This window comes from Caulobacter rhizosphaerae, assembly GCF_010977555.1.
Classification (GTDB): domain Bacteria; phylum Pseudomonadota; class Alphaproteobacteria; order Caulobacterales; family Caulobacteraceae; genus Caulobacter; species Caulobacter rhizosphaerae.
The window spans coordinates 5,059,306-5,084,852 of the sequence record NZ_CP048815.1 but is presented as its reverse complement, the minus strand read 5'-3'; the positions used below and the strand labels follow the sequence as shown (position 1 = coordinate 5,084,852).

Below are 25,547 nucleotides of genomic sequence, written 5' to 3'. Positions count from 1 at the left end.
GTAGACTAGATACGCAAAACGGGGGGCGCGGGCCGGATGAAAATCCAGTCCGCGCCCTTCGCCCATCAAGACCCGAACCCTTAAGTAAAATGGCCCGTACCCCGGTTCTTTCTGGAGATGCCCTGACCCCCGACGAGGCGACCGCCACGGTCCGCCACGCCCGTTGGCAGGACTATTTCCAGCTGCTGAAGCCGCGGGTGATGTCGCTGGTGGTCTTCACGGCCCTGACGGGTCTGTTGGCCGCCCGCGCCCCGATCCATCCGCTGCTGGGCGCGGTGGCGGTGTTCTGCATCGCCGTCGGGGCCGGGGCCTCGGGCGCGCTGAACATGTGGTACGACGCCGACATTGACGCCAAGATGCGCCGCACGCGCGGCCGTCCGGTGCCCGCCGGCCTGGTCAAGGGCGAGGAAGCCGCCACCCTCGGCGTGGTGCTGAGCCTGCTGTCGGTCATGCTGATGGGCATGGCGATCAACTGGCTGGCCGCGGGCCTGCTGGCCTTCACCATCGTGTTCTACGCGGTGGTCTACACCATGTGGCTCAAGCGCTGGACGGCCCAGAACATCGTCATCGGCGGACTGGCCGGGGCGCTGCCGCCGGCCATCGGCTGGGCCGCGGCCACGGGCCATGCGCCGCTGAACGCCTGGCTGATGGTGTTGATCATCTTCCTGTGGACCCCGCCGCACTTCTGGGCCCTGTCGCTGTACATCAGCACCGACTACGCCAAGGCCGGGGTGCCGATGCTGCCCGTGGTCAAGGGCGCCAAGGAAACCCGCCGGCAGATCCTGCTCTACAGCCTGGTCCTGATCCCGATCTGCGTCGCCCCGGTGTTCACCGGCCTGGGCGGCTGGCTGTACCTGGCGGTCTCGGGCCTGGGCGGGCTGGTGTTCCTGACCCTGGCCTGGCGGGTGTTCGCCAGCACGGCCGGCGACGCCGCCGACCCGCGCCCGGCCGACCGCGACCTCTACGAAGTGGGCGAGACGGCCGAGAAGCGCGGCAAGCCGGTCGGCGACGCCAGGCACGCCCGCAACCTGTTCGCCTTCTCGATCCTCTACCTGTTCGCCCTGTTCGCCGCCCTGCTGGCCGAGGCGGTGCTGGGCCTGAAAGTTCTGGAGTTGCCGCTATGAGCCCGCGCAAGGACATCGATCCCGCCGCCAAGGCGCGCGGCGGCCGCAACATCGCCCTGGGCCTGGGCCTGGCGGCGTTCGTCATCCTGGTGTTCGTGGTCACCGTCGTGAAGCTGGGAGGCAATGTTGGGCCTCACTTCTAAGGACGACCTGTCGGCCGAGGATCGGGCCAAGATCGAGGCCGACAACAAGGTCGGCGTCGGTCCTCGGCCCAAGGGGCGCGGCCACCTGAAGGTCGCGGCCATTTGCGGCCTGGCCTTCTTCGGCATGGTCGGGGCGGCCTATGCGGCGGTGCCGCTGTACAAGCTGTTCTGCCAGGCCACCGGCTTCGACGGCACGGTGCGCAAGGCCGTGGCCAAGCCGACCAAGGTGCTGGACCGCAAGGTCGAGATCCGCTTCGACGCCAACGTCCGGACCCTGCCCTGGGACTTCCAGCCCATGCAGACCAGCCAGGACATTCGCATCGGCGACACCGGCCTCGCCTTCTTCAAGGTGACCAACAAGGGCGACAAGCCGATGACCGGCCGGGCGCTCTACAATGTCGTGCCCGAGCAGGCCGGGGCCTATTTCCAGAAGCTGGAATGCTTCTGCTTCTCCAACCAGACGATCGAGCCGGGCCAGACGGTCGAGTTCCCGGTCGTCTACTTCGTCGACCCCGGCTTCGTGACCGACGCCGACACCAAGGACAAGTCGACGATCACCCTGTCCTACACCTTCTTCCCGGCGGTTCCTGACGCGGCCGGGGCGAAACAGGCGAACAGCCCGCCGCGCATCGTCGAACCCCTTGGCGGCAAGCCGCCGAGGGCGCTATAGCGTTTCACACAGGGCGCGTCGGCAGGGGGAACCGGGTCGATGCGCTGGATTTACAGGGTGAGAGCGTGAGGGCCGCCGGCAACGGCTTCCCCCTCGGCGATCACGCTCTTGAGGGATTAAAGGGTTAGCACGCACATGGCCCACGGCGCCGTCAAACACGACTATCACATCCTGCCCCCCAGCCCGTGGCCGTTCGTCGGCTCGGCCTCGGCCACGCTGATGGCCATCGGCCTGATCGCCTGGATCAAGGGCGGCGTCTTCGGCATCGAAAAGGGCCAGTGGTGGCTGTTCGCGACCGGCATCGCCGGCGTGCTCTACACGATGTTCGGCTGGTGGCGCGACGTGGTGAAAGAAGCCAACGCCGGCGACCACACCCCCGTCGTCTCGATCGGCCTGCGCTACGGCATGGTGCTGTTCATCGCCTCGGAAGTGATGTTCTTCGTGGCGTGGTTCTGGATCTTCTTCGAGATGGCCCTGTTCCACCACCACCGCACCCTGTCGGGCATCGAGGAAGTGCGCACGGCCTGGGCCACCTGGCCGCCGGCCGGCGTCGAGGCCGTCTCGCCCTGGCACCTGCCGCTGGTCAACACCCTGACCCTGCTGCTGTCGGGCACCACCATCACCTGGTCGCACCACGCCCTGCAGCAGGGCGACCGCAAGGGCGCCAAGTGGGGCCTGATCCTGACCATCCTGCTGGGCGCGCTGTTCACGACCATCCAGATCTACGAGTACAGCCACATCAACCACGAGCACCTGTTCTACTCGGAAGCGGCCGCCAATTCGGGCCTCTACGGCTCGACCTTCTTCCTGGCCACCGGCTTCCACGGCTTCCACGTGTTCGTCGGCACCCTGTTCCTGATCGTCTGCCTGATCCGGCTGATGAACGGCGCCTTCACCCCCAAGCAGCACTTCGGCTTCGAGGCCGCCGCCTGGTACTGGCACTTCGTGGACGTGGTCTGGCTGTTCCTGTTCGCCTTCGTCTACGTGATCTTCGGCGCTTCGCCGCACTAGATCATCCGCTTCGAGTCGGCCCGGATTGGGGACAGGCACATGTGCCTGTTCCCTTTTTCGTTTCTGGGCTGAATCGGGGACAGGCACATGTGCCTGTCCCCGTCCGCGTGTTGCGGTGTAAGGGATAGGCCCATGACCCAAGTGAACCCCTACCTCGCCGGCGCGACCGGCCGCTGCCCGCACTGCGGCGAGGGGATGCTGTTCGACGGGTTCCTGAAGGTGGGCAAGACCTGCGAGGCCTGCGGCTTCGACCTGGGGGCCCACGAGACCGGCGACGGGGCCTCGACCTTCGTCATCCTGATCGCCGGCTTCCTGTGCGCCTTCGGGGCGCTGTTCTCGATGTTCGCCTTCAACTGGCCCGTCTGGCTGCTGCTGGTGGTCTGGCTGCCGGTCACCCTGGTCGCGTGTCTGGGCCTGATGCGGCCGGCCAAGGGGCTGATGGTCGCCGCCCACATCGCCAACAACGCCTCCGAGGCCGGCCGCCACGATGTCTGACGCTTCCGTTCCCAAGGACCGCCGCTTCCCGATCGGCCTGACGATCGCCACCCTGGTCGCCTTCGCCATCCTGTGCGGCCTGGGCGTCTGGCAGCTCAAGCGCCTGGCCTGGAAGGAAGACCTGCTGGCGCGGATCGAGCTGCTGAAGACCGCGCCCGCCCGGCCGCTGGCCGCCGTCCTGGCCGGCAAGGGCGACGCGTCCTGGACCCGCGTTTCGGTGAGCTGCGCGCCCGGCCAGCCCGAGACCCTGCCACTGGTCTACGGCGTCCGCGACGGCGACATCGTCTGGCGCGCCACCGCCATCTGCCGGACCCCGGCGGCGGGCTACGGCGCGATCCTGCTGGACCTGGGCGTGGTCAAGGCCCTGACTGGCCAGTCCACCCCGGCGCCGGCCACCCTCTACGCTCCGGCCCAGGCCATGGGCGTGCTGATCGCCCCCAAGTCGCTGGGCGGCGACCGGGCCGCGACGGTCGCCCGCTTCGCCGCCGACAAGCCCGCGCCCTACATTCTGATGGTCGAGTCCGCGACCCCCGCGCCGCCCGGAATCACCCCCGCGCCGCTGCCGGCAGAAATTTCCAATCGGCACCTGGAATACGCCCTGACGTGGTTCGGTCTTGCCGTGACCCTGCTGTTTATCTATGCCGCCATGCTCTGGCGGAAGATGAGATCCTGATGCGCTACGTTTCGACCCGGGGCGAATCCCCCTCGATTGGTTTCCTCGACGCGGTCCTGGCCGGCCTGGCCCCGGACGGCGGCCTCTACGTGCCCGAGCGCTGGCCCACATTCACGCCCGAAGAGATCGCCGCCTTCGCCGGCCAGCCCTACGCGAAGGTGGCCGCCGCCGTGGTCGGCAAGTTCGTCGGCGACGACGTGCCGGCCGACGACCTGGCCCTGATGTGCGAGGAGGCCTATTCCACCTTCGCCCACGCGGCCGTCGTCCCGCTGAAGCAGTTGGCCCCCGGCCGCCACCTGCTGGAGCTGTTCCACGGCCCGACCCTGGCCTTCAAGGACGTGGCGATGCAGCTGCTGGGGCGGCTCTACGACTACGTGCTGTCGCGCCAGTCGCGGACCATGACCATCATCTGCGCCACCTCGGGCGACACCGGCGGCGCGGCCGTCGAGGCCTTCCGCGGCCGCGCGCACGCCCGCATCGTCGCCCTGTTCCCCGAAGGCCGGATCAGCGAGGTCCAGCGCCGCTTCATGACCACGGCGACCGACAAGAACGTCGCCTGCGTCTCGATCCAGGGCTCGTTTGACGACTGCCAGGCCATCGTCAAGCAGGCCTTCCAGGACGACCAGTTCCGCCACGCGGTCGACCTGTCGGGCGTCAACTCGATCAACTGGGCGCGGATCGCCGCCCAGAGCGTCTATTTCTTCACCGCCGCCGTCGCCCTGGGCGCGCCGGCCCGCAAGGTCGCCTTCGTCGTGCCCACGGGCAATTTCGGCGACGCCTACGCCGCCTATGTCGCCACCCGCATGGGCCTGCCGGTGGCCCGGATCGTGGCCGCGACCAACAGCAACGACATCCTGGCCCGGGCCTTCGAGGACGGCCGCTACGCCCGCGGCGCGGTGTCCGCCACCCAGAGCCCGGCCATGGACATCCAGGTGGCCTCCAACTTCGAGCGCCTCTATTTCGAGGCGGTCGGCCGCGACGGCGTCGAGACCGGCCGCGCCTTCCGGGCCTTCGCCGGCACGGGCTTGCTCGACATCCCGCCCAGCGCCCACGCCAAGATGCGTGAGCTGTTCCAGGGCGCGTCGGTCAGCGAGGCCGACACCACCAAGACCATCCTGTCGACCCTGAACGAGACCGGCGAGGTCATCGACCCGCACACCGCCGTCGGCGTCGCCGCCGCCAACGTGCTGCGCCTGGCCGACCCGGCGACCCCGGTCGTGGTGCTGTCCACCGCCCACCCGGCCAAGTTCCCGGAAGCCGTGGCCGCCGCCGCCGGCGTCGTCCCGACCACGCCCCGCGCTACGCCGGACCTGTCGAAGAAGCCCGAGAAGTTCGATCGCCTGCCGGCCGACGCCGAGACCGTGAAGGCCTTCGTGCGGGTGTTCGCGGGCGGACAAGGCTAAGTGTCGAAAGCCGGTCCAGCGCTCGGAGCCACGTTCCGGTTCACGTCGCGCTGGAAGGAAGAACTGGTGGTCGCCGGGCCGGGAGGATCGTTCATCCTCGAACTGCCGATGGGCCGGCTGTCCGCCTATCTTCCGACGCGGGAGGCCTGGAAGGATCAGGCGCCCGAATGGGCCGCCGATCTGTGGCCGGTCCTCAAGGCCGAGCTGGAAGCCTGGTGCGACGCCAGTCGCGCCGACCTGGTGATCGATCCGACCGCGACGGTGACGCCCCTGCATGAAGCGTCCCCTGAAGCTCGGGGCTCCGGCCGTGGCGGATCAGACGACAAGCTTTAGCGCTTTGGCCGCGCGCGCCGCACTGGCGTCGCGGGGGCTCCCCCGCTATGCGAAGGGGACATGACAGTTTCCACCACCCTCCACACCCTCGAAAACGGCGTCCGCGTCGTTCATGACCCGATGCCGGGCCTGGAGACCATCGCCCTGTCGGTCGTGGCCGGCCGCGGCGCGGCCTATGAGGATCCGGCCCGGTCGGGCTGGTCGCACCTGCTGGAGCACATGGTGTTCAAGGGTGCGGGCCAGCGTAGCTCGCGCGACATCGTCGAGGTGATCGAGGCCCAAGGCGGCCAGATCAACGCCGCCACCGGCTATGAGCGCACCAGCTTCCAGGTCCGCGCCCTGAAGGGCGGGCTGGACCTGGGCATGGCGGTGCTGTCCGACCTGGTCCTGCGCCCCACGCTCGACGAGGGCGACCTGACCCGCGAGAAGCAGGTGGTGGCCCAGGAGATCGCCGAGGCCGCCGACGCGCCCGACGACTATGTGTTCGACCTGGTCCAGGCCGCCGCCTGGGGCGACCACCCGCTGGCCCGGCCGATCCTGGGCACGGTCGACAGCGTCAACTCGGCCACCGTCGAAGGCCTGTCGCACTGGCGCGGCCAGCTCTACGCCGCCGACCGGCTGATCGTCAGCTGCTCCGGCGCGGTCGCGCTGGACGAGGTGCTGGACCTGGCCCGCCGCGAGTTCGGGTCCATGCCGGCGGCGTCCGGCGCCTTGGCCAGCGATCCCGCCAGCTTCGTCGGCGGGCGCAGGAGCCAGGCCCGCAAGCTGGAGCAGGCCCACCTGGTGTTCATGCTGCCGGCCGTCAGCGCCCGAGAGGACGACTATTTCGCCCTGCGGATCTTCGCCGAGGCCCTAGGCGGCGGGATGTCGTCGCGGCTGTTCCAGGAAGCCCGCGAGAAGCGTGGTCTGGCCTACAACATCGACGCCTATGCCGACACCTATGCCGACGCCGGCGCCCTGGGCGTCTATGCCGGCTGCGCGGCCGGCGACGCGGCCGAGACGGCCAAGGTCTGCGCCGAGCAGATCGTCGGCCTGGCCGCCCGGATCGACGACGCCGAGCTGGCCCGCGCCAAGGCCCAGTTGAAGGCCCACATGTTCATGGCCCGCGAACAGCCCCTGTCGCGCGCCGAGCAGGCGGCCGGTCAGGCCTTGATGTTCAACCGCCTCTACACGCCGGCCGAACTGGCCGAGGCGGTCGATGCGGTGAGTGTTGACGACTTGCAGCGCCTGGGCCGCGCGATCCTGGGTCCCGCCAAGGCCGCCAGCGCCATCCTCGGCGCCAAGCCGGCCCTGAAGGCGGGCGAGGTGTTCGGGACGGCGTTGGGCTAGACCGAAAAAACTCCCCGGAGCCGATCCGGGGAGCCTTCCTCATCCGATCGTCGTGGGAACGCCGATCAGAATTCTTCCCAGTCCTCGACCTTGGTCGCGAGCGCGGCGCCGCCGCCGGAGCGGCCGGGCCGAACGGCGGGTGCGGCGCGGGCCGGGGCGGGTCGCGGCGCGGGCGCGCGAACGGCGGCGGCCGCCGCGTCGCCGACCCGGAAGCGGTCGACCAGGGCCGCCAGCTGGTTGGCTTCGTTCTTCAGCGAGTGGCTGGCCGCTGTTGCTTCCTCGACCATGGCGGCGTTTTGCTGGACCACCTGGTCCATCTGGTTGACCGCCTTGTTGACCTCCTGCAGACCGGTCGACTGCTCGACCGCCGAGGCGGCGATCTCCGTGACCAGGCCGTCGATCGAGGCCACCTGGGTGACGATTCGCTGCAGCGCCTTGCCCGTCTGGCCGACCAGATCGACGCCCGCCTCGACCTGCTGGGTCGAGGTCGAGATCAGCGTCTTGATCTCCTTGGCGGCCTCGGCCGAGCGCTGGGCCAGGGCCCGCACTTCCTGGGCCACGACCGCGAAACCGCGGCCGGCGTCACCGGCGCGAGCCGCTTCGACCCCGGCGTTCAGGGCCAGCAGGTTGGTCTGGAAGGCGATCTCGTCGATGACGCCGATGATCTGGCTGACCTGGGCGGACGAGGTCTCGATCTCGGTCATGGCCCGAACCGCCTGGCCGACGATCCGGCCGGACTCCTCGGCGTCGGTGCGGGCGGTGGCGACCACGGTGGAGGCTTCCTTGGCGCCGGACGCGGTCTTGCGCACCGTGGCGGTGATCTCGTCCAGGGCGGCGGCGGTCTCTTCCAGCGAGGCGGCCTGCTGCTCGGTGCGGCGGGCCAGGCTGTCGGAGGCGTCGGCGATCTCGTCGGAGCCGCTGCGCACGCCCTTGGTGGAGACGATGATGGACCCCATGACCTCGCGCAGCTTCTCGACCGCCAGGTTGAAGTCCTCGCGCAGCTGGCGATAGCGGCCGGCGAACTCGGCGTCGATGCGGCAGGTCAGGTCGCCCTGGGCCAGGCGCGCCAGGCTGGAGGCCAGCTGATCGACGACCGCGCTCTGTTCGGCGGCGACCACGCGGCGCTCGTCGTCATTGGCGGCGCGCTCGCTTTCGGCCGTCAGGCGGGTCTGTTCGGCGACGGCCTCCAGCTGGATCTTGGCCAGGGCGGCCTCCTTGAAGGTGGCGACGGCGGCGGCCATCTGGCCGATCTCGTCCTTGCGGCCGGCGGCGGGGATGGTCACGCCATTGTCGCCCGAGGCCAGGCGACGCATGGCCGCCGTCATGGCCGTCACCGGCGCGGCGATGAAGCCCGACAGCAGCAGCCCGCCGCCCAGGGCGATGGCGATGGCGACGCCGATGCCGATCGCCAGCGTCAGGCGCGCCTCCAGGGCGGATTTTTTCTGGGCCGCGGCCTCGGTGGCGACGACGGCTTCGGAATTCTTGACGATCAGCTCGATATTGTCCTCGACCACCGAGACCGACTGGTCGGCGACGCCGTCATGCTTGACCAGGTCGACGGCCTGCTGGTGGGTGGCCGGATCGCGCGCCAGGGTCTCGCCGGGCTCGATGGCGACCTTGCGGTAGTTGGCGTAGGCGGTGTCGACGTCGGCGATCCGGGCCATCTGGGCCTCGTCGCCCTTGGCCAGGGTGCGCAGCTGCTCCAGGGCGGCCAGGAACTTCGGCTTGTGAGCCTCTTCCAGGCGCTTGACGTAGTATTCGTCGCCCGACAGCAGGAAGCCGCGCAGCGAGTTTTCCTGGCGGGTCAGGCGGAATGCGGCCGTGTCGGCGGCGCGCAGCGACAGGTAGGCCCGCTCCGTGCGCTCGATCGAGGCTTCGTATTTCGTCTGGTTGACGAACAGGGTCACGCCCATCACCGCGATCGCCGAAAGCATCACGGCGAACACGGCCATCAGCTTATGGGGGATTTTCAGATCGCCGAAGTTCATGGGCGCGCTCCTCTTGAGATCGCGACGCAAAAACTCTTGGACCACAGGTATTTAAGCAGCAGCCAGAAGCGCACGTCGCACGCCTTCTCTGTGGCCGGGCCAGGGTTTCCACGCCCTTAACTGTACTGTGGCGCAAGGTCGCAGGCCGGAGGACCAGGCCCTGGCGCCGCCTGGCCTCCACCGTGCGACCCCTATCCAAGATTGCATAGTCAAAGGCGTAGAGCGCCTCGCGGGGAAGGGCGCTCTACCTGTGGCGGCGCTTCCCGGAGCGCGAAAAAATTAGTGCGCCTCGTCCCAATTGGAGGCGGCGCGCGCCTCGACCGTCAGGGGCACCGAGATCGCCACGGCCGGCTCGGCCGCGCCCTGCATGATCTCGCGGGCGACCTTGATCGTGGCCTCGGCCTCGGCTTCCGGCGCCTCGAACACCAGTTCGTCGTGCACCTGCAGCAGCATCTTCGACGACAGCCCCGCCGCCTTCAGCGCGCGGGGCATGCGGACCATGGCCCGGCGCATGACGTCGGCGGCCGCCCCCTGGATCGGGGCGTTGATCGCCGCCCGTTCGGCGAACTGCCGGTGGGCCACCGACTTGCCGCCGATGTCGGGGATGTTGATCTTCCGCCCGAAGATGGTGGTGACGTAGCCGTGCTCGCGCACGAAGGCCTTGGTCGCTTCCATATAGGCCTGGATGCCGGGGAAGCGCTCGAAATAGGTCTTGATATAGGCCCCGGCCTCGCCCTGCGGGATCGACAGCTGGTTGGCCAGGCCGAAGGCCGAGATGCCGTAGACGATGCCGAAATTGATCGCCTTGGCCCGACGGCGCACCTCGCTGGACATGCCCTCGATCGGCGTGTTGAACATCTCCGACGCGGTCATGGCGTGGATGTCCAGGCCCTCCTGGAACGCCTTCTTCAGCTGCGGGATGTCGCCGATGTGGGCCAGCAGGCGCAGCTCGATCTGGCTGTAGTCGGCGCTGATCAGCACCTTGCCCGGCGCGGCCACGAAGGCCTTGCGGATCTTGCGGCCTTCCTCGGTGCGGATCGGGATGTTCTGCAGGTTCGGGTCGGACGACGACAGGCGGCCCGTGGTGGTCGAGGCCAGGGCGTAGGAGGTATGGATCCGGTTGGCGCCGCCCGGGGCGATGGCCGCGATCAGGTTCTCGGTATAGGTGCCCTTCAGCTTGGAAAGCTGGCGCCAGTCCAGCAGGACGCGGGGCAGTTCGTGGTCGTTGGCCAGGGCCTCCAGGACGTCGCTGTCGGTGGACCACTGGCCGGTGGCGGTCTTCTTGCCGCCCTTCAGGGCCATTTCGCCGAACAGCACGTCGCCGATCTGCTTGGGGCTGCCCAGGTTGAACGGCCGGCCGACCAGTTCCTGGGCCCGCGCCTCGAACTGGGCCATGCGCATCGAGAACTCGTTGGAGAGGCGGCGCAGGGTCTCAGGATCCACCCGGACGCCCTCGTTTTCCATCGCCGCCAGCACGGCGGGCAGGGGGCGCTCCAAGGTCTCGTAGACCGTCAGCAGGCCCTCGCGCGCCAGCCGGGGCTTGAGCACCTCGTAGAGCCGCAGGGTGACGTCGGCGTCCTCGGCGGCGTAGGCGGTGGCCTGGTCGAGCGCCACGTGCTTGAAGCTGATCTGGCCCTTGCCCGAGCCCGCGACCTGCTTGAACGGGATCGGCTTATGGCCCAGCCACAGCTCCGACAGCTCATCCATGCCGTGGCCGTGCAGGCCCGCTTCCAGCACGTAGCTGATCAGCATGGTGTCCTCGATCGGCCCCACCTCGATCCCGTGACGGGCCAGGACGGCGATGTCGTACTTGGCGTTCTGGGCCACCTTCAGCACCGCCGGATCCTCCAGCAGCGGCTTGAGGGCGGCGATCGCCTCTTCCAGCGGGATCTGGACCAGGTCGGCCGCGGCCTCCAGGGCCAGGCCGTCCTTCTCGCAGTGGCCGACCGGGATGTAGCAGGCCTCTCCCGGCGCGATGGCCAGGGACACGCCGCACAGGCCGGCGGTGGCCGACGACAGGGCGTCGGTCTCGGTGTCGAAGGCGACGACGCCCTTGGCCGTGGCCTTGGCCACCCAGGCGTTCAGAGTTTCCAGGTCGCGCACGCAGACATAGGCGGCGTGGTCGATGGTTACGGCCTGGGTCGCCGCGCGCTCGGCGGGCCGGCCGTACGACACCGACAGCACCGGCGCCGTGGGCTGGGCGGGCGGACGGTCCAGGGTGCGCGGCGCGGCGGCGGCGTTGCCGTCGCCGACCCGGCGGGCCAGGGACCGGAACTCCATGGTCTCCAGGAAGTCGGCCAGCACCTGCTTGTCCGGCTCGCGCACCACCAGGTCGTCGACCGGCTCGGGCAGCGGCGTGTCGCAGTCCAGCTTGACCAGGGCGCGCGACAGCCGGATCTGGTCGGCGTATTCGATCAGGGTTTCGCGGCGCTTGGGCTGCTTGATCTCGCTGGCCCGGGCCAGCAGCGTGTCGAGGTCGCCGTATTCGTTGATCAGCTGGGCGGCGGTCTTGATGCCGATGCCGGGGGCGCCGGGGACGTTGTCGACGCTGTCGCCGCACAGCGACTGCACGTCGACCACCCGTTCGGGATAGACGCCGAACTTCTCGAACACCTGCTCGCGGTCGATGCGGACGCCCTTCATCGGGTCGAACATCGACACGCCTTCGCCGACCAGCTGCATCAGGTCCTTGTCGGACGAGACGATCACTGCCTCGCCGCCCATGTCGCGGACCTTGCAGGCATAGGCGGCGATCAGGTCGTCGGCCTCGTAGCCGGGCAGCTCGATGGCCGGCACGCCGAAGGCGCGGGTGGCCTCGCGCACCAGCGGGAACTGCGGGATCAGGTCCTCGGGCGGCGGCGGCCGGTGGGCCTTGTACTTGTCATAGAGGTTGTTGCGGAACGTCTTCTCGGAGTGGTCCCAGATCACCGCCAGGTGCGTGGGCGCGTCGCCCTGCATGTCGCGCATCAGCTTCCACAGCATGTTGCAGAAGCCCTGGACGGCGCCGACCGGCAGGCCGTCGCTCTTGCGGGTCAGCGGCGGCAGGGCGTGGTAGGCGCGGAACAGATAGGCCGAGCCGTCGACCAGGAACAGCCGTACGGCGGGTCCGTCCTGGGTCAGGGGGCGGTCAGCCTCGGGGAGGGCGGCGGAATCGGGCGCGAGCGTGTCGGTCATGGCCGGGAAGATAGGCGGTCGCGGCCCGCGCGGGAACACCCTCAGACGCGCTCTAGCCGAACCGGGCGTTCAGGTTGGGAAGGTCCTTGCCGAACGCCGCATAGGTGGTGGCGCCGCCGTCGGCCAGGAAGGCCCGGGTCCCGGTGAGCATCGCGCCATAGGCGGCGGTGAACGGGCCGGTGGCCGAGCTCAGGCGGCGCACGCCGAGCTCGGCCAGGCGCTGGGCCGAAGGCATGCCGGGGCGGCCCATCACGTTGAGCGGCAGGGCGACGCCGGCGGCGAGCCTGGACAGCACGTCCTCCTCGATCGGCAGGGGCACGAAGATCCCGCTGGCCCCGGCGTCGGCGTACAGCGCCGCGCGGCGCAGGGTTTCGGCCAGGGCCGCTTCGCCCTCGGCCAACTTGGCCAGATAGACGTCGATGCGGGCGTTGATGAACAGGTTGACGCCGGTCTGGTCGGCGGTGGCGCGCACGGTCTGGATCTTGCGGGCGTGCAGGTCCGGATCACGCCGGCCGTCCTCGAAATTGATCCCCACGGCGCCGGCCCCGATCACCGCCTTGATCGTCTCGGCCAGGGTCGGCAGGTCGTCGGTGTAGCCGCCCTCGATGTCGGCGGTGACCGGAACCGACACCACCCGGGCGATGCTCGCGACGGTGTCGACCACGGCCGCCACGGGGACGGCGTCACCGTCGGCATAGCCCCGGGCCCAGGCCACCGCGGCGCTGGAGGTCGCCACGGCCTTGGCCCCCGCGTCGGCCATCAGGGCGGCGCTGGCGGCGTCCCAGGCGTTGGGCAGGAGCAGCACGTCGGGGCCGGCGTGCAGGGCGTGGAAGCGGTCGGCGATCGTGGTCATGGCGGCGGCTCCGAAAGGGCAGGCGGACGGACTATCGGCAATCGCGCCCCGGCCGTCTCGCGGAAATCGGACCTTGATGACCGGCTGCTGACATCCGTTGGCGGCGGACCCTGGCAGAGGGCGCCCAAGAAAACGGCGATCCGCCAATTGCGGCGAACGCGTCGTATTGCCGCCTTGGCGAGGTCAATTGCCTAGCCTAGAGGCAGGAGGTTCGCCTGCGCCGCAAAAACGGGAACCTCCTCCTCTCCCGGGCTTTGGTTCGAACGACCCGAAACACAGGAAGACCCTGGCCCATGGTTTCATGGAAGAAGATCCGTGTCGGTACGGCGCTCGTCGCCGCCACCCTGACCACCGCCGCCGTGCTGGCCGTGGCCCCCGCCCATCCTGTCGCGCCGCCCGCTCGCCCGACCAGTGAGCCGGTCAAGCTGACCCCGCCGCTGATGCCCGCCGAAGCCGGCAAGCCGCTGCCCAAGACGATCCTGACCTGAGGGACGTCCTGGCCCAAGAATCCGGGCCTGACCTAGATTTCCAGCGGCTTTGGGCGCTATGGAGCGCCCATGCCGTTCACCGCCACCGTCCTGACCATGTTCCCCGAGGCCTTTCCCGGCCCGCTCGGCGTCTCGCTGATCGGCACGTCGTGGAAGGAGCAGGACCTGTGGCGTTTGGAAACACTGGACATTCGGGGGTTTTCCAAGGATAAGCGCGGCTTCCTCGACGACACCCCCGCGGGTGGCGGCGTGGGAGCGGTATTGAAAGCGGACGTCATCGCCGCCGCGCTGGACAGCGTGGAGGTCGGTGGGCGGCCGCTTTTGTACATGAGCGCCCGGGGTCGGCCCCTGACCCAGGCGCGCGTCAAGGAATGGGCCAAGGCGCCGGGCGTCATCGTCCTGTGCGGCCGTTTCGAGGGGGTGGACCAGCGGGTGCTCGACGCCCGGGGGTTCGAGGAGGTCTCGGTCGGAGACGCTGTTCTTGCCGGTGGCGAGGCGGCGGCGATGGTCGTGATCGAGGCGTGCGTTCGATTGGCTCCAGGGGTTCTGGGCAATTTCGAGAGCACGCAGGAAGAAAGCTTCGAGGACGGGCTCCTCGAGCATCCGCAGTACACCAGGCCGCGGACGTTCGAAGGGCTCGACATCCCCGAGGTGCTGCTGTCGGGCGACCACAAGAAGGTGGCTCAGTGGCGGAAAACCATGCGTGAAGAGACCACCCGCGAGCGGCGTCCAGACCTCTGGGAAGCGCATCTCGCCAATCAACAGGCAAAAGGCGGCCCGAAAACGGGTAAGCCCAAAGGAGACTAGAGTTATGGCTGCTAACATCATCAAGGAACTCGAGCGCGAAGAAGCTCAGCGTCTGCTGGCCGCCCGCGCCATCCCCGAGTTCGAGCCGGGCGACACCCTGCGCGTCAACGTCCGCATCAAGGAAGGCGAGCGCGAGCGCGTCCAGGCCTACGAGGGCGTCTGCATCGCCCGTTCGGGCGGCGGCGTGCACGAGAGCTTCACCGTCCGCAAGATCTCGTTCGGCGAAGGCGTGGAGCGTCTGTTCCCGCTGCTGTCGCCGAGCATCGAAAGCATCGAAGTCAAGCGTCGCGGCGTCGTCCGTCGCGCCAAGCTGTACTACCTGCGCGACCGTCGCGGTAAGTCGGCCCGGATCGCCGAACGCTCGAACGTCCGCAAGGTGGAAGCCGCCGACGCCGAATAGGCTTGGCGACTTGCCGAAGATCAGGGCCCCGGCGGAAACGCCGGGGCCTTTTTCTTATGGATTTCAGTGGTCAAGCTTGAGTGCAAGCGCACGAATATATTGACAAAACATCGTTGTCTGGTGTTTGGTGAACGTACCCCCACCGCTTAGGCGACGGGCTTATAGACCGCCCCCTTGCTAGGGAGTGGCCCTCTTCGGAAACGGCGTCATGGCCACCGAAGGAAATGCGATATGAGGGCGCGCCGCAAACACAGGGCGCGCCCTCTTTGCGTTCGGAGACAGAGCGTTCGGAGACAGAGCGTTCGGAGACAGAGCGTTCCGAGACAGAGCGTTCGGGGACAGGCCGCGAGGGCGCGTCCCCATCTCGGCGCGCGCTGACCTATCGCGCCCCCGCCCGCCGCCGCTTGGGCGGGGCGCCCTGGCGGGAGTCTCGCCGGTCGCGCATCCGCTGCAGGCGCTTGCGCACCCGCGCGTCGCGCAGCAGGGCGGAGGGCACGTCGGTCAGCATCTTCAGGCCGGCGATCGGCGAGACGTTGCGCACGTCGCGGCGGGCCTGGGCCAGCACCTCGCCGACCATCAGCCGGTTGTCGATCTCGCCCTGCTCCTTGACCATGGCCAGGCGGTGCAGGGCGTAGAGGCCCAAGATCGCGGCGATCAGGAAATAGAAGTCCCAGTTGGAGATCCGCAGCGGCACCAGGGTCAGCACGTCGCCGGGGCTTGTCCAACGCAGCAGGATCTCCAGCCGGCGGGCGGCGAAGAAGTCAGCGAACACCCCGCCCAGCAGCGGGGCCAGGCCGGCGGCGGCCGAGCTGATCATGGCGTTGGCGGCGATATAGGCCGTGGCCGAGCCGCGGGGCGACAGCTTCAGGGCGATATTGCCCGACGACAGGGTCACCCCGGCGGTGGCCAGGCCCATCAAGGCGTGCAGGGCGATCAGATAGGCCATCACCCAGGACCGCTCGTGGATCTGCGAGGCGCCGACCATGGCGGCGATGCAGGCGATGAACAGCGGGGCGGCGACGGCCAGCACCGACTTGTTGGCGAAGCGGTCCGACAGCAGGCCCCAGCTGCGCAGGGCCAGGACGTTGGTCGCCTGGCTGACCACGCTGAGCACCACCACGAAGGTGACCGACAGCCCCAGCTGCTTGACGAAGAACACCGTGAAGAACGGCGTGGCCAGGTTCACCGCGAACTGCCAGCTGGCCAGGAAGGCGATCAGCCGGCGGAAGTTCCTGTCCCTCAGCGGCGCGCGCAGCAGCGGGATCAGCCTCACCCGTTCGGCCGGGGCGGGCATCTGCGGCTCGGGGGTCAGGGCCAGCTCGCGGCAGCTGAGCAGGCCGGCCAGGAAGGCGGCGAAGTAGAGGCCCGCGAACACGAACGGGCGCAGGAACGAGCCTTCCGGCGCGCGGTCCAAGGCCAGGGCGGCGGCCAGGCTGGCGGCCAGGCCGACGACGGTGGCGTTGATGGTCCGCTTGGCGAAGATCTGGCCCATCCGCTGCTCGGGGGCCAGGTCCCGGACCCAGGCGTTCCAGGCGCAGCCGCCGAAGGTGGCGATCCCGCAATAGAAGACCTGGGCCGCCACTAGCCCCGCCAGGGCCGCCGGGCCGCCGCCGGTCAGGGCCAGCAGGGCCATGCCGACCAGGGCGCAGCGGCTGATCAGGCTGGCCAGCACCGAGATCCGCTTGCGGGTCCGCAGCCCCTCGACCAGCAGCACCCCGGGCAGCTGCAGCAGCTGCACCCAGAAGGTCACCGCCGCCAGCAGGCCGATCGTGGTGTTGGAAGCGCCCAGCTGCAGGGCGAAGGCGGTCAGGATGACGCCGCTGGTCACCGCCGTGACGGCGTTGGAGAACCCCGCCTCGCGGACCAGATGTCGCAGCCCGCGCTCGCGGTCTTCATCGCTCAGGCTGGGCGTCGGGGCAAGAAACATGCGCAGCAAGGCCTTTGCATGGCTCGGCCGAGGCAGTTTGATCCAACCTGCCGCCGGCCCGCGTGAATTTTCAGCGTTTCCTCGCTTTACGCGCCCCGTCTCAAGGCCTAGATGCGCGGGTATCATGACCCGCGCACCCAAGACCCTGTACGACAAGATCTGGGACGCTCACGTCGTCAACGAACAGGACGGCGAAGCGATCCTCTATATCGACCTGCACCTCATCCACGAGGTCACCACCCCGCAGGCCTTCGCCGGGCTTCGCGCGGCCGGCCGCAAGGTGCGCCGGCCCGACCGCACGCTGGCCGTCGCCGACCACAACATCCCGACCGAGGGCCAGGCCCTGGGCGTCGACGCCGTGGCCGACGACGAGGCCAGATTGCAGCTCAAGACCTTGGCTCGCAATGTGCAGGACAACGGCATCGAGTTCTTCCCGATGGGCGACATCCGCAACGGGATCGTCCACGTGGTCGGCCCCGAGCAGGGCCGCACCCAGCCGGGCATGACCATCGTCTGCGGCGACAGCCACACCTCGACCCATGGCGCGTTCGGGGCCCTGGCCCACGGCATCGGCACGTCCGAGGTCGAGCACGTCCTGGCCACCCAGACCCTGCGCCAGGAGAAGGCCAGGAACATGCTGGTCCGCGTCGACGGCCAGCTGGGTCCCGGCGTCACCGCCAAGGACGTCGCCCTGGCCGTGATCGGCGAGATCGGCACGGCCGGCGGCACCGGCTATGTCATCGAGTTCGCCGGTCCGGTGGTCCGCGACCTGTCGATGGAAGGCCGCATGACGCTGTGCAACCTGACCATCGAGGGCGGCGCCAAGGCCGGCCTGGTCGCGCCCGACGACAAGACCTTCGCCTACATCCAGGGCAAGCCCTCGGCCCCCAAGGGCGCGGCCTGGGACATGGCGCTCTCGTACTGGAAGAGCTTCGTCAGCGACGCGGACGCCCATTTCGACCGCACCGTGGTGATCGACGGCTCGGCCCTGGTCCCGATGGTCACCTGGGGCACGTCGCCCGAGGACGTCATCCCGGTGACCGGCAACGTCCCGGATCCGGAAAGCTTCGCCACCCCCGACAAGCGCGCCGCCGCTCACCGGGCGCTGGACTATATGGGCCTGACCGCCGGCCAGCCGATCAGCGAGGCCCGCATCGACCGCGTCTTCATCGGCTCGTGCACCAACAGCCGGATCGAGGACATGCGCGCCGCCGCCGCCGTTGTGCAGGAAGCCTTCCTGCACGGCCGGCTGGTGGCTCCGCACGTCAAGGCTATGGTGGTGCCGGGTTCGGGCCTGGTGAAGGAACAGGCCGAGGCCGAAGGCCTGGACGCCATCTTCAAGGCCGCGGGCTTTGACTGGCGCGAGCCGGGCTGCTCGATGTGCCTGGCCATGAACCCCGACAAGCTGGCCCCGCAGGAGCGCTGCGCCTCGACCAGCAACCGCAACTTCGAGGGCCGCCAGGGCCGCGCCGGCCGCACCCACCTGGTGTCGCCGGCCATGGCGGCGGCGGCGGCGATCGCCGGCCACCTGGTCGACGTGCGCGCCCTGCTTGAGGAGACCGTCTGATGCAGGCCTTCACCCGTCTCGACGGCCGCGCGGCGCCGCTGTCGCTGGCCAATATCGACACCGACCAGATCATCCCCAAGCAGTTCCTCAAGACCGTCGAGCGCGAGGGCCTGGCCAAGGGCCTGTTCTACGACTTCCGCTTCGACGGCGAGGGGAACGAGATCGCCGACTTCGTGCTGAACCGGCCGGAGTACAAAGGCTCCAGCGTGCTGATCGCCGGCGACAACTTCGGCTGCGGAAGCTCGCGCGAGCACGCGCCCTGGGCGTTGATGGACTACGGGATCATGTGCGTGATCTCGACCAGCTTCGCCGACATCTTCAACAACAACTGCTTCAACAACGGCCTGCTGCCGGTGGTGCTGAAGCCCGAGGAAGTCGCCCAGTTGATGGACGAAGCCAAGGGCGGCAACCACATGGTCAGCGTGGATCTGGAGTCCCAGACGGTGGTTTCGCCCTCGGGCAGGAGCTTCCGGTTCGAGATCGATCCGGTGCGCAAGGACAAGATGCTCAAGGGCCTGGATTTCATCGGCGAGACCCTGATGCACAGCGCCGACATCGACCTCTACGAGAGCAAGCGGGCGCTGGACCGGCCGTGGCTGGAAGCTTGAGCGCCGTGCGTCCTTCGAGGCCCGCTGCGCGGGCGCCTCAGGATGAGGAACGTTGTGCTGAATTCCTCATCCTGAGGAGTGAGGCGCAGCCGAGCCTCGAAGGACGCACGGCGGCGCCCCGTCAGGACGCACGCCCATGACCGTCATCCTGGCCGGCACGATCCGCGTCGCGCCCGAGCGCCTGGCCGAGCTGCGGCCGCACCTGAAGGCCCAGGTCGAGGGCAGTCGCGCCGAGCCGGGCTGCCTGGACTATGCGCTGAGCGAGGATCCGCTGGATCCCGGCTTGATCCGGGTGTTCGAGCACTTCGTCGACGAGGAAGCCCTGGCCTTCCACCGCGCCAGCCCGCACATGGCCGCCTGGCGCGCGTGCTTCCCGCAACTGGGCGTCCACGACCGCCGCATGTCGTCCTTCGACGTTTCAGACTACCGCACCATCTAAGAGAGCTTTCCGATGTCCACGCTTCTGCTCCTGCCCGGCGACGGGATCGGCCCCGAGGTTTGCGGGGAGGTGCGCCGGGTGGCCCAGGTCCTGACCCCCGACCTTAACGTCGAGGAGCGGATCTACGGCGGCGCCAGCTACGACGCCCACGGCACGCCCCTGACCGACGAGGTCCGCGACGCGGCCCTGGCCAGCGACGCGGTGCTGATGGGCGCGGTCGGCGGCCCGCAATGGGCGAACGCCCCGCGCCACCTGCGGCCGGAAGCCGGCCTGCTGAACCTGCGCAAGGCGATGGACGTCTACGCCAACCTGCGCCCGGCCTACTGTTTCGAGGCCCTGGCCGACGCCTCCAGCCTCAAGCGCGAACTGGTCTCGGGCCTGGACATCATGTTCGTCCGTGAACTGACGGGCGGGGTCTATTTCGGCCAGCCGCGCGGGATCGAGGACCTGGGCGACGGTCAGAAGCGCGGCGTCGACACCCAGGTCTACACCACCGCCGAGATCGAGCGCGTGGCCCGAGTGGCCTTCGAGCTGGCCCGCGGCCGTGGCAATCGCGTGGCCTCGGCCGAGAAGTCGAACGTCATGGAAAGCGGCCTGTTGTGGAAGCAGGTGGTCACCGAGCTGCACGCCCGCGACTACGCCGACGTCCAGCTGGAGCACATCCTGGCCGACAACTGCGCCATGCAGCTGGTCCGCGCCCCCAAGCAGTTCGACGTCATCGTCACCGACAACCTGTTCGGCGACATCCTGTCGGACGCCGCAGCCATGCTGACCGGCTCGCTGGGCATGCTGCCCTCGGCGGCCCTGGGCGCGGCGGGCAAGCCGGGCCTGTACGAGCCCATCCACGGCTCGGCGCCCGACATCGCCGGCAAGGGCGTGGCCAATCCGCTGGCCGCCATCCTGTCGTTCGAGATGGCCCTGCGCTGGTCGCTGAACCGCGCCGACGCCGCCGACGCCCTGCTGGCGGCGGTCAAGGCGGCGCTGGACGGCGGGGCCCGGACCCGCGACCTGGGCGGCGAGCTGTCGACGGCCCAGATGGGCGACGCCGTGCTTGCGAACCTAGGTCGTTGATATATCGACGTTATTCCTAAGGTTCCCGCAACGTAACCTTAAGGGTTCTCGGTCAAACCCTGCGCGTCGATTTCAACACCGGGCGCGGGGCAAGCGATGCGATTCCAGGACCTGAAGATTTCCACGAAGCTCGGGATCGCGTTCAGCGCGCTGATCCTGGCCTTTGCGGTGTCGTCCGGCGTCGTCTTCGCCAGCCTGCAGAGCATCGACAAGGCCTCGACCTCCAGCCAGCGCAGCCTCGTCCTGGCCAGCCAGGCCGAGACGATGATGAGCCTGATCCTCGAGCAGCAGAACGCCCTGCGCGGCTACGCCCTGACCGACGATCCCGCGTTCGCCGAGGTCTACCAGGACAACGCCGCGGCGTTCGACAAGGCGCTGGACGCCTTCGAGGGCAAGACCACCCAGGCCGCCCAGAAGGAACGCATCCAGAAGATGCGGACCGCCATGACCGATTGGCGGCGCGACGTCGCCGAGCCGACGCTGACGGCGATGAAGGACCCGGCGAGCAAGTCCCAGGCCGCCGGGCTGATCGGCAAGAAGAGCCTGGACGACCTGCGCGCCCTGCAGGACGAACTGTCGAGCGCCGCCCTCGAGCGCGTGACGATCCGCGCCAAGGAACAGAAGGGCGCCATGACGCTGGCCACCCAGTCGCTGGTGATCGGCGGCGTGGCCGCCCTGGCCATCGCCGGCCTGATGGGCTGGCTGCTGTCGAGCACGATCGGCGCCCCGGTGTCGCGCATGACCGCCGTCATGCGCCGCCTGGCCTCGGGCGACAACGACGCCGAGGTCCCGGCGATCGGCCGCAAGGACGAGGTCGGGCTGATGGCCGACGCCCTGCTCAGCTTCAAGGACGCCGCCGTCGCCAAGGCGCGGCTGGAAGGCGAAACTGTCGAGCAGCGCCGCCTGACCGAGGCCGAGCGCGCCCAGCGCGAAGCCGAGAAGGCCGCCGAGGCCCAGGCCGACGCCGTGGCGATCGGGGCCCTGGCCCAGGCGCTCGACCGTCTGGCCGGCGGCGACCTGACCCATCGCATCAGCGTCGACTTCGCCCCCAAGGCCGCCCAGCTGAAGTCCGACTTCAACACCGCCGCCGACCGCCTGCAGGACGCCCTGCGCGGCATTAACGCGGCGACCGGCGGCATCCGGTCCGGCTCGGAGGAGATCGCCAGCGCCTCGGACGACCTGTCGCGCCGCACCGAGCAGCAGGCGGCCAGTCTGGAAGAAACCGCCGCCGCCCTCGACCAGATCACCGCCACCGTGCGCAAGACCGCCGCGGGCGCCAACGAGGTGTCCGGCCTGGTGGCCAACGCCCGGACCGGCGCCGAGAAGTCCGGCCAGATCGTCAGCCAGGCCGTCAGCGCCATGACCGAGATCGAAACCTCGTCGCAGCAGGTGTCCCAGATCATCGGGGTGATCGACGAGATCGCCTTCCAGACCAACCTCCTGGCCCTGAACGCGGGCGTCGAAGCGGCTCGCGCCGGTGACGCCGGTCGAGGCTTCGCGGTGGTGGCCCAGGAAGTGCGGGCCCTGGCCCAGCGCTCGGCCGACGCCGCCAAGGAGATCAAGGGCCTGATTTCGACCTCGACCGCCCAGGTCGGAACCGGCGTCAGCCTGGTCGGCCAGACCGGCCAGGCCCTGCAGGCCATCGTCGACCAGGTCGCCTCGATCGACAGCCTGGTCCGGGAAATCGCCGCCTCGGCCCAGGAACAGGCGACCGGCCTGCATCAGGTCAACAGCGCCGTGAACCAGATGGACCAGGTCGTCCAGCAGAACGCCGCCATGGTCGAGGAAGCCACCGCCGCCACCCACTCGCTGAAGGGCGAGGCCGGTGAACTGGCCGCCCTGGTCGGGCGCTTCAAGGTGGGCGGCGAGGCCTCGCGCCCGGTCGCCGCCACGCCCGCCTCGCGGCCGGTCGCCAGCCCGGCCCAAGCGGCCCGGACCCGGATCGCCGCCGCGTTCAACGGTAATGCGGCGGTCGCGGCGGACAGCTGGGAAGAGTTCTGACCGGCCACGCCCGCCGGTTCGGCGGAGGGAAGTCTCGACCAGGCCTACCCTTCCCGTGACGACGCTCTAAGCTTGTCCCAAAAGGACAAGGGAGGAGCAGCCATGATCCCGGGCCTGATGCAGACCACGCCGCTGCTGGTCAGCGGCATCCTGCGCTATGCGGCCGCCGCCCACGGCGGGCGCGAGATCGTTTCCCGGCTGATCGACGAGCCGCCCTGGCGCTACGACTATGCCGGCCTGGCCCAGCGCGCGGCCCAGGCCGCCAACGCCCTGGCGCGACTGGGCGTGCGGCCGGGCGACCGGGTCACCTCCCTGGCCTGGAACACCCACCGGCACCTGGAGCTGTTCTACGCCGTTCCCGGCCTCGGCGCGGTGCTGCACACGGCCAATCCCCGGCTGTCGGACGAGCAGATCGTCTTCACGATCAATCACGCCGCCAGCGGCGTCCTGCTGTTCGACCGCAATTTCGCCGAGCTGGTCGCCCGCCTGGCCCCGCGCCTGACCACGGTGAAGACCTTCGTCATGCTGTCCGACGCCGCGCGAACCCATGACGCCGGCGTCGGGGCGATGTCGTACGAGGCCCTGATCGCCGGCGAGGCCGGGACCATCGACTGGCCCACGCTGGACGAGAACGCCGGCGCCTTCCTCTGTTACACCTCGGGCACGACCGGCGATCCCAAGGGGGTGCTCTATTCGCATCGCGCCGTGGTGTTGCACGCCATGGCCGGCGGCCTGGCCAGCGCCTTCGGCCTGACCGCCTTCGACGTGGTGATGCCGTGTTCCAGCCTCTATCACGCCACCGCCTGGGGCCTGCCGTTCACCGCCCCGATCTGCGGGTCCATGCTGGTGTTGCCGGCCGACAGGATGGACGGCGCCTCGCTGCACGAGCTGATCCAGGGCGAAGGGGTGACCTTCACCGGCGGGGTGCCGACCATCTGGACGATGTACCTGGCCCATCTGGAACAGATCGGCCAGCGGCCGGACAGCCTCAAGCGCGTGGTGATCGGCGGCAGCGCGGTGCCGCGGGCCATGGCCGAGACCTTCAAGACGAAATACGGCGTCGACGTGCTGCAGATCTGGGGCATGACCGAGACCTGCCCGATCGGCGTGGTGGCCACGCCCACGCCGTCCCTGGCCGCCCTGGGCGAAGACGCCCTGAACGAGGCGATCTGGACCCGGCAGGGCCGGCTGCAGTTCGGGATCGAGCTGCGGGTCGAGACCGAGGACGGGGCCGAGGCTCCGCGCGACGGCGAGACCTCGGGCGCCTTGAAGGTGCGCGGGCCCTGGGTGGTCCGCCGCTACTACCGCCAGGAGGCCGACGCCGCCCAGACCGACGGCTGGTTCGACACCGGCGACATCGCCACGCTCGACGCGCATGGCTTCATGCGCATCACCGACCGCCAGAAGGACGTCATCAAGTCGGGCGGCGAATGGATCAGCTCGATCGACCTGGAGAACATCGCCGCCGGCTGTCCGGGCGTGAAGATCGCCGCGGTGGTCGGCGTGCCGCATCCGAAGTGGGAGGAGCGCCCCCTGCTGGTGATCGAGGCCCACGCGGGCGCCTCGATCGGCAAGGCCGAGGTGCTGGCCTACCTCGCGCCTCGGATCGTCAAGTGGTGGACGCCTGACGACGTGGTGTTCGCCGCCGTCCCGCTGACGGCGACCGGCAAGATCGACAAGAAGGTGCTGCGGGAGGCCTGGCGAGGCCATCTGATGGGGTAGGCGCCTAGAACCTCAGCCGCCAGGTTTCCGAGACCAGCCCCTCGCCGAAACCGTCATAGGGCCAGCTGTCCTCAAGCCCGAAGCCGGCGCGTTCGTAGAGGCGGCGGGCCGGCAGCAGGTTGCTCTGGGTCCAGAGCACGACCTCCTGATAGCCGGCCTGGCGAGCGAAGCTCACGCATTCGGCCACCAGCCTGTCGCCGACGCCCAGGCCGCGGGCCGAGGGCTCGACCAGCAGCAGGCGCAGGCGGCCGACCGTGTCGCTCTCGCGGGCCAGCAGGATCGAGCCGACCGGCGCCCCCTGGTGCTCGGCGATCCAGCAGGCCTCGCGCGCCGGGTCGAAGGTCTTGATGAACTCGGCCACGACGCCGGCCACCAGCCCCTCGAACCGGGCGTCCCAGCCCTGTTCCGCCGCGTACAGAACGCCGTGCCGCTGGACGATCCAGCCATAGTCGCCGGGGCGGGGTCCGCGCAGGGCGATCATGACTCCAGCAGCGCCTTCAGCCGGGCCAGGTCGTCGGCGACCATGCCCTGGTCGCGCGCGAACCGGGCGTCGTCCATGCCGGGCGGCCGGAACAGGGTCAGGGTGACCTCGGCCCCGTCGCCGTTGGCCACCACCCGCAAGGGAATGCTGATCTCGGTCCCGTCCGGCAGGGTCACCCAGTGGTCGAGCACGCCGTAGGCGTTGGGCGGCGAGAACCGCACCTGGACGTCGCCGTCCGGCCCGTGGGCGACCCAGCGGTCGCCGTCGCGGGTCAGGCCGGCGCCGAGACCGGCGGCCCACTGGGGAAAGCTCTCGGGCTTGTGGGCGAAGGCGTAGACCTGGTCGGCCGGCCGGGCGATCGACACGGTGATCGGACGCGCTTCGAACAGGGTCACGGCTCAGGTCTCCATGGTCATTTGGGTTTGGGTGACCACCGCCACCAGCCTGCCGCCCTCGCCCTCGATCCGGGTAGTCCAGACGCTGGAACGGCGACCGACGTGCAGCGGGGTCGAGACCGCGGTGATCGTGGTTCCGACGCTGGCGCCGCCGATGAAGTTGGTCTTGCTCTCCAGCGTGGTGGTGCGCATCCCGGCCGGCGTGCTCAGGAAGGCGCCCACCGCCCCCAGGCTGTCGGCCAGGGCCATGGCCGCCCCGCCGTGCAGGACGCCGCCCGCGGTGCACAGGTCGGGGCGGACGATCAGCCGGCCCTCGACGCGATCCGGGGCGGCGTGGGTGATCTCCAGCCCCATCAGGGCGGCGAAGGGCAGGGCGGAGATGTCAAAGCCGTCTGTCACGGGCGTCGCTCCCCTGGCCTCGTCATTTCCCGGCTGGCGGGAATGA

General features: G+C 69.5%; 25 protein-coding genes and 1 pseudogene. 18 read left to right on the top strand and 8 right to left on the bottom strand.

Annotation, left to right across the window (positions count from 1 at the left end):
- Positions 1–89 precede the first annotated feature (89 nt).
- The 9 genes from cyoE (at position 90) to G3M57_RS23195 (ending at position 7,181) form a co-directional block, all read left to right on the top strand.
- Positions 90–1,124 (top strand): heme o synthase, encoded by a 1,035-nt coding sequence (gene cyoE, locus G3M57_RS23235; RefSeq protein ID WP_163233235.1) that lies wholly within the window; start codon positions 90–92, stop codon positions 1,122–1,124.
- Positions 1,121–1,267 (top strand): hypothetical protein, encoded by a 147-nt coding sequence (locus tag G3M57_RS23230; protein ID WP_163233234.1) that lies wholly within the window; start codon positions 1,121–1,123, stop codon positions 1,265–1,267. Before cyoE ends, G3M57_RS23230 begins: the two co-directional genes overlap by 4 nt.
- Entirely contained in the window at positions 1,248–1,937 is a 690-nt protein-coding gene (locus G3M57_RS23225; protein ID WP_082564531.1) for a cytochrome c oxidase assembly protein, read from the top strand. The genes G3M57_RS23230 and G3M57_RS23225 overlap by 20 nt, the downstream gene beginning before the upstream one ends.
- Before the next feature lie 135 nt (positions 1,938–2,072).
- Positions 2,073–2,948 (top strand): cytochrome c oxidase subunit 3, encoded by an 876-nt coding sequence (locus G3M57_RS23220; RefSeq protein ID WP_163233233.1) that lies wholly within the window; start codon positions 2,073–2,075, stop codon positions 2,946–2,948.
- A 132-nt stretch (positions 2,949–3,080) separates the two neighbouring features.
- Positions 3,081–3,443, top strand: coding sequence for a DUF983 domain-containing protein (locus G3M57_RS23215; RefSeq protein WP_163233232.1), 363 nt, complete (start codon positions 3,081–3,083; stop codon positions 3,441–3,443).
- Positions 3,436–4,116 carry an SURF1 family protein gene (locus tag G3M57_RS23210; protein ID WP_163233231.1) on the top strand — a complete coding sequence of 227 codons (681 nt, stop codon included), beginning with the start codon at positions 3,436–3,438 and terminating at the stop codon, positions 4,114–4,116. The genes G3M57_RS23215 and G3M57_RS23210 overlap by 8 nt, the downstream gene beginning before the upstream one ends.
- On the top strand, positions 4,116–5,519 hold the full coding sequence (gene thrC / locus G3M57_RS23205) for a threonine synthase (RefSeq protein WP_163233230.1): 1,404 nt from the start codon (positions 4,116–4,118) through the stop codon (positions 5,517–5,519). The genes G3M57_RS23210 and thrC overlap by 1 nt, the downstream gene beginning before the upstream one ends.
- Complete coding sequence (locus tag G3M57_RS23200) at positions 5,520–5,852, top strand: hypothetical protein (RefSeq protein ID WP_188916211.1); 333 nt, start codon at positions 5,520–5,522, stop codon at positions 5,850–5,852.
- 60 nt (positions 5,853–5,912) lie between these two features.
- Positions 5,913–7,181 carry a M16 family metallopeptidase gene (locus G3M57_RS23195; RefSeq protein ID WP_163233229.1) on the top strand — a complete coding sequence of 423 codons (1,269 nt, stop codon included), beginning with the start codon at positions 5,913–5,915 and terminating at the stop codon, positions 7,179–7,181.
- A gap of 65 nt (positions 7,182–7,246) precedes the next feature.
- Here the strand turns inward: G3M57_RS23195 and G3M57_RS23190 are convergent, their stop codons facing one another.
- From G3M57_RS23190 to G3M57_RS23180, 3 genes are all read right to left on the bottom strand, one after another.
- Positions 7,247–9,169, bottom strand: coding sequence for a methyl-accepting chemotaxis protein (locus G3M57_RS23190; RefSeq protein WP_056756783.1), 1,923 nt, complete (start codon positions 9,167–9,169; stop codon positions 7,247–7,249).
- 279 nt (positions 9,170–9,448) lie between these two features.
- Positions 9,449–12,343 carry a DNA polymerase I gene (gene polA / locus G3M57_RS23185; RefSeq protein ID WP_163233228.1) on the bottom strand — a complete coding sequence of 965 codons (2,895 nt, stop codon included), beginning with the start codon at positions 12,341–12,343 and terminating at the stop codon, positions 9,449–9,451.
- Between the two features lie 52 nt (positions 12,344–12,395).
- Entirely contained in the window at positions 12,396–13,196 is an 801-nt protein-coding gene (locus G3M57_RS23180; RefSeq protein WP_163233227.1) for an isocitrate lyase/PEP mutase family protein, read from the bottom strand.
- Between the two features lie 293 nt (positions 13,197–13,489).
- Here G3M57_RS23180 and G3M57_RS23175 point away from each other — a divergent pair, with 293 nt between their 5' ends.
- The 3 genes from G3M57_RS23175 (at position 13,490) to rplS (ending at position 14,891) form a co-directional block, all read left to right on the top strand.
- Positions 13,490–13,684, top strand: coding sequence for a hypothetical protein (locus G3M57_RS23175; RefSeq protein ID WP_057185579.1), 195 nt, complete (start codon positions 13,490–13,492; stop codon positions 13,682–13,684).
- A 69-nt stretch (positions 13,685–13,753) separates the two neighbouring features.
- Positions 13,754–14,491, top strand: a complete 738-nt coding sequence (gene trmD, locus G3M57_RS23170; protein WP_163233226.1) for a tRNA (guanosine(37)-N1)-methyltransferase TrmD — start codon at positions 13,754–13,756, stop codon at positions 14,489–14,491.
- Between the two features lie 4 nt (positions 14,492–14,495).
- Positions 14,496–14,891 (top strand): 50S ribosomal protein L19, encoded by a 396-nt coding sequence (gene rplS, locus G3M57_RS23165; RefSeq protein ID WP_056756789.1) that lies wholly within the window; start codon positions 14,496–14,498, stop codon positions 14,889–14,891.
- Between the two features lie 379 nt (positions 14,892–15,270).
- On the opposite strand, the gene G3M57_RS23160 is transcribed toward rplS, so the two are convergent.
- Positions 15,271–16,818 carry an MFS transporter gene (locus G3M57_RS23160; protein ID WP_163233225.1) on the bottom strand — a complete coding sequence of 516 codons (1,548 nt, stop codon included), beginning with the start codon at positions 16,816–16,818 and terminating at the stop codon, positions 15,271–15,273.
- 124 nt (positions 16,819–16,942) lie between these two features.
- On the opposite strand from G3M57_RS23160, the gene leuC reads away from it, so the two are divergent.
- Positions 16,943–18,385, top strand: coding sequence for a 3-isopropylmalate dehydratase large subunit (gene leuC / locus G3M57_RS23155; protein WP_163233224.1), 1,443 nt, complete (start codon positions 16,943–16,945; stop codon positions 18,383–18,385).
- On the top strand, positions 18,385–18,993 hold the full coding sequence (leuD, locus tag G3M57_RS23150) for a 3-isopropylmalate dehydratase small subunit (protein ID WP_056756800.1): 609 nt from the start codon (positions 18,385–18,387) through the stop codon (positions 18,991–18,993). The genes leuC and leuD overlap by 1 nt, the downstream gene beginning before the upstream one ends.
- Here leuD and G3M57_RS23145 read toward each other — a convergent pair.
- A pseudogene (locus G3M57_RS23145) lies at positions 18,994–19,118 on the bottom strand (hypothetical protein); the annotation flags it as partial.
- 11 nt (positions 19,119–19,129) lie between these two features.
- Between G3M57_RS23145 and G3M57_RS23140 the strand changes: the two are divergent.
- From G3M57_RS23140 to G3M57_RS23125, 4 genes are all read left to right on the top strand, one after another.
- A complete protein-coding gene (locus G3M57_RS23140) occupies positions 19,130–19,432 on the top strand; it encodes a putative quinol monooxygenase (RefSeq protein ID WP_056756801.1) in 303 nt (100 codons plus the stop codon).
- 12 nt (positions 19,433–19,444) lie between these two features.
- The gene (leuB, locus tag G3M57_RS23135) at positions 19,445–20,503 is read left to right on the top strand and encodes a 3-isopropylmalate dehydrogenase (RefSeq protein WP_163233223.1); all 1,059 of its coding nucleotides are present in this window, start codon (positions 19,445–19,447) and stop codon (positions 20,501–20,503) included.
- 96 nt (positions 20,504–20,599) lie between these two features.
- Positions 20,600–22,504: a methyl-accepting chemotaxis protein gene (locus G3M57_RS23130; protein ID WP_163233222.1), complete on the top strand. Its 1,905-nt coding sequence runs from the start codon at positions 20,600–20,602 to the stop codon at positions 22,502–22,504.
- A 102-nt stretch (positions 22,505–22,606) separates the two neighbouring features.
- Positions 22,607–24,226 (top strand): long-chain fatty acid--CoA ligase, encoded by a 1,620-nt coding sequence (locus tag G3M57_RS23125; RefSeq protein ID WP_163233221.1) that lies wholly within the window; start codon positions 22,607–22,609, stop codon positions 24,224–24,226.
- Between the two features lie 4 nt (positions 24,227–24,230).
- On the opposite strand, the gene G3M57_RS23120 is transcribed toward G3M57_RS23125, so the two are convergent.
- From G3M57_RS23120 to G3M57_RS23110, 3 genes are read right to left on the bottom strand one after another with little or no spacing between them, the layout of a single operon-like run.
- Positions 24,231–24,707, bottom strand: a complete 477-nt coding sequence (locus G3M57_RS23120) for a GNAT family N-acetyltransferase (RefSeq protein ID WP_163233220.1) — start codon at positions 24,705–24,707, stop codon at positions 24,231–24,233.
- Complete coding sequence (locus tag G3M57_RS23115; protein WP_163233219.1) at positions 24,704–25,102, bottom strand: SRPBCC family protein; 399 nt, start codon at positions 25,100–25,102, stop codon at positions 24,704–24,706. Before G3M57_RS23115 ends, G3M57_RS23120 begins: the two co-directional genes overlap by 4 nt.
- 3 nt (positions 25,103–25,105) lie before the next feature.
- Complete coding sequence (locus tag G3M57_RS23110; protein ID WP_230983840.1) at positions 25,106–25,501, bottom strand: PaaI family thioesterase; 396 nt, start codon at positions 25,499–25,501, stop codon at positions 25,106–25,108.
- Between the last annotated feature and the right edge of the window lie 46 nt (positions 25,502–25,547).

What these genes read in the sequence shown, in the direction of transcription:
- cyoE (WP_163233235.1), top strand. Translation starts at nt 90, where the DNA reads ATGGCCCGTACCCCGGTTCTTTCTGGAGATGCCCTGACCCCCGACGAG.
- G3M57_RS23230 (WP_163233234.1), top strand. Translation starts at nt 1,121, where the DNA reads ATGAGCCCGCGCAAGGACATCGATCCCGCCGCCAAGGCGCGCGGCGGC.
- G3M57_RS23225 (WP_082564531.1), top strand. Translation starts at nt 1,248, where the DNA reads ATGTTGGGCCTCACTTCTAAGGACGACCTGTCGGCCGAGGATCGGGCC.
- G3M57_RS23220 (WP_163233233.1), top strand. Translation starts at nt 2,073, where the DNA reads ATGGCCCACGGCGCCGTCAAACACGACTATCACATCCTGCCCCCCAGC.
- G3M57_RS23215 (WP_163233232.1), top strand. Translation starts at nt 3,081, where the DNA reads ATGACCCAAGTGAACCCCTACCTCGCCGGCGCGACCGGCCGCTGCCCG.
- G3M57_RS23210 (WP_163233231.1), top strand. Translation starts at nt 3,436, where the DNA reads ATGTCTGACGCTTCCGTTCCCAAGGACCGCCGCTTCCCGATCGGCCTG.
- thrC (WP_163233230.1), top strand. Translation starts at nt 4,116, where the DNA reads ATGCGCTACGTTTCGACCCGGGGCGAATCCCCCTCGATTGGTTTCCTC.
- G3M57_RS23195 (WP_163233229.1), top strand. Translation starts at nt 5,913, where the DNA reads ATGACAGTTTCCACCACCCTCCACACCCTCGAAAACGGCGTCCGCGTC.
- G3M57_RS23190 (WP_056756783.1), bottom strand. Translation starts at nt 9,169, where the DNA reads ATGAACTTCGGCGATCTGAAAATCCCCCATAAGCTGATGGCCGTGTTC.
- polA (WP_163233228.1), bottom strand. Translation starts at nt 12,343, where the DNA reads ATGACCGACACGCTCGCGCCCGATTCCGCCGCCCTCCCCGAGGCTGAC.
- G3M57_RS23180 (WP_163233227.1), bottom strand. Translation starts at nt 13,196, where the DNA reads ATGACCACGATCGCCGACCGCTTCCACGCCCTGCACGCCGGCCCCGAC.
- G3M57_RS23175 (WP_057185579.1), top strand. Translation starts at nt 13,490, where the DNA reads ATGGTTTCATGGAAGAAGATCCGTGTCGGTACGGCGCTCGTCGCCGCC.
- trmD (WP_163233226.1), top strand. Translation starts at nt 13,754, where the DNA reads ATGCCGTTCACCGCCACCGTCCTGACCATGTTCCCCGAGGCCTTTCCC.
- rplS (WP_056756789.1), top strand. Translation starts at nt 14,496, where the DNA reads ATGGCTGCTAACATCATCAAGGAACTCGAGCGCGAAGAAGCTCAGCGT.
- G3M57_RS23160 (WP_163233225.1), bottom strand. Translation starts at nt 16,818, where the DNA reads ATGTTTCTTGCCCCGACGCCCAGCCTGAGCGATGAAGACCGCGAGCGC.
- leuC (WP_163233224.1), top strand. Translation starts at nt 16,943, where the DNA reads ATGACCCGCGCACCCAAGACCCTGTACGACAAGATCTGGGACGCTCAC.
- leuD (WP_056756800.1), top strand. Translation starts at nt 18,385, where the DNA reads ATGCAGGCCTTCACCCGTCTCGACGGCCGCGCGGCGCCGCTGTCGCTG.
- G3M57_RS23140 (WP_056756801.1), top strand. Translation starts at nt 19,130, where the DNA reads ATGACCGTCATCCTGGCCGGCACGATCCGCGTCGCGCCCGAGCGCCTG.
- leuB (WP_163233223.1), top strand. Translation starts at nt 19,445, where the DNA reads ATGTCCACGCTTCTGCTCCTGCCCGGCGACGGGATCGGCCCCGAGGTT.
- G3M57_RS23130 (WP_163233222.1), top strand. Translation starts at nt 20,600, where the DNA reads ATGCGATTCCAGGACCTGAAGATTTCCACGAAGCTCGGGATCGCGTTC.
- G3M57_RS23125 (WP_163233221.1), top strand. Translation starts at nt 22,607, where the DNA reads ATGATCCCGGGCCTGATGCAGACCACGCCGCTGCTGGTCAGCGGCATC.
- G3M57_RS23120 (WP_163233220.1), bottom strand. Translation starts at nt 24,707, where the DNA reads ATGATCGCCCTGCGCGGACCCCGCCCCGGCGACTATGGCTGGATCGTC.